Genomic DNA, 2085 nt, shown 5'->3' with positions numbered 1-2085 from the left:
ACCGTTCTCAGTGAGCAAGAGGAGGCCATGATCGTTGCCTTCCGGCGGCACACGCTGCTGCCGCTGGATGACTGTCTTTATGCCCTCCAGCCCTCAATCCCGAATTTATCGCGGTCTTCTCTGCATCGCCATGGCATATCACGCCTGCCGGACGTGGCCGGTGACAAGCCGAAACGGCAGAAGTTCAAGCGCTACCCGATCGGCTTTTTGCACATCGACATCGCCGAGGTGCAGACCGCCCAGGGCAAGCTCTATCTCTTCGTCGGCATTGACCGAACAAGCAAGTTCGCGGTGACCCAACTCGTCGAGAAGGCCGACAGGCGCACCGCATGGGAGTTCTTGCAGCACGTGCTCGAGGCCGTGCCCTACCAGGTCCACACGATCCTGACCGACAACGTCCTATGTCGGGAGTTTCTGGCCGCTTAAGTCAGCAGGTCATAGGGCATCCGGTGCCCCGGACGCCCTGATAGGTTTACCCAGACGGGTTCTGCCGTCAAGAAATGATCTCTTCCATAGCAAACACAGGGTACGCGCTGCGGCGGCCCTCACCGTCCTTAATACGAGATCCCAAATCCCAAGCAGAAGGCCCGAACATTATCTACGAGGTCAGATGTCTGCCTCCACGGCTGCTACAGAGAGAGGTCCTTCCGCCTGGGCTCACCCCTTCGAAGAAGGGGCGATAGGGTTCGCCGTGCTTGACCACGGCGTGTACGGTGCGCGCCATCTTGGCCGCGATGGCGGTGTAAGCCTTGCGGCGCAGATGGGTATTGTGCCGGTCCTTGGAAATGTAGCGCTCGAACTTGTCGCGAAAGCTGTTGGTCCGCTTCAGCACGGCCGTCTGGCCTGCCATCCAGAGCGTCCGGCGCAGCCGGGCATTGCCGTACTTCGAGATTTTGCTCTGCCCGCGGAACATGCCGGACTGCACGGTCGCGAGGTCCATGCCACAGAACTTTAGGAACTGGCGGTGATGCCGGAAACGGCGTAGATCGCCTGCCTCGGCCAGGATGGTCATGGCGTTGATCGGGCCGATGCCCGGGATGGTCGTGAGCAGCTGGTAGTCGGGTAGATCGGACAGCAGCTCGACGGCCCGGGCCTCGATCTCATCACGTTGCCGGATCAGACTACGCCCCTCGGCCAACACGAGGCGAAACATACGAACAGCCTCGGAATCCGGTGAGACTGGCAGGCCAACAGAACCAACGGCTGTCGCGTAAATATCTGAAAGCAGGCGTTCTTTGGAGACCTTACGACCGACCACCTGCCAGGCATCGGCGATGAAGGCTTCTTGGCTCATGGTCGAGATCATGTGCGGCGTCGGATACTTCTCCAAGAATGCCAGAAACCAGTCGGTCCGCGAACTGCGGTGAAAGCGCTCGGCCTCGGGAAAGTATAGGGGCAGGTAATGCGTCAGAATGCGGTGCCATAGCTCGGTCTTTGATCGGGAGACGATCTCGTGGGTTTTGGATAGCTCCTGAATGTCGGCGGTGCCGGTCACCAGAGGATCATGGAAGAACTGCACCGCGCCGATCTCCAGCATGTGCAGGATGACCTGGGCATCCTTCGGATCGTTCTTGTCCCAGCTGTTGTGCAGAGCTTCGCGGGTCCGGGCCAATCCGACGGAGGACACGAGCTTCAGCTCAAACCCGACATGGCCGAGATGATGCGCCAAGGTACGGTGATAATTGCCGGTCGCCTCGAACCCGATCCGCACTGCCAGTTCGTAGCTGGCAAGAGCGGTGGCCAAGCGCTGGAAATCCTCCAGTGTATTCGTGATCGTCATGCGACGACGGCGCTTCTTGCCCGGGATGCCGATCAGCACCTCATGCCGATGCTTGGAAATGTCGATGGCGACCAGCAAGGTCGAGACGGTAGTATTGAAAGCGGTCATAGCCGGTCTCCTCAGCGGTGTGGTTTACGCAAAACCACTGTTGAGACCTGAGACCCGGTTATGGCCACCCGCTGCGCTACTTGGGGGCTGCGCGCGTGGCCATAACCTCTCAGCGGCGCATCTTCCCGACGTGCTACGGCATCCAGTTCGCCGAGCAGCCGCGCAACAGGAATACAGCCTATTCACGGCCGATGCGC

1 protein-coding gene and 1 pseudogene are annotated in these 2085 nt (G+C 60.0%); one reads left to right on the top strand and one right to left on the bottom strand.

Features of this window, described 5'->3' with window-relative positions:
* Window positions 1-396: pseudogene (locus tag CRJ03_RS03665) on the top strand (transposase family protein); the annotation flags it as partial.
* Between the two features lie 202 nt (window positions 397-598).
* Here the strand turns inward: CRJ03_RS03665 and CRJ03_RS03660 are convergent.
* Window positions 599-1888 (bottom strand): IS110 family RNA-guided transposase, encoded by a 1290-nt coding sequence (locus tag CRJ03_RS03660; RefSeq protein ID WP_104017569.1) that lies wholly within the window; start codon window positions 1886-1888, stop codon window positions 599-601.
* Window positions 1889-2085: the final 197 nt, after the last annotated feature.

The organism is Roseovarius nitratireducens (genome assembly GCF_002925845.1).
GTDB classification, from domain to species: Bacteria; Pseudomonadota; Alphaproteobacteria; order Rhodobacterales; family Rhodobacteraceae; genus Roseovarius; species Roseovarius nitratireducens.
Note: the sequence above shows the minus strand (reverse complement) of the source record. Positions and strands in the feature narration are given on the sequence as shown.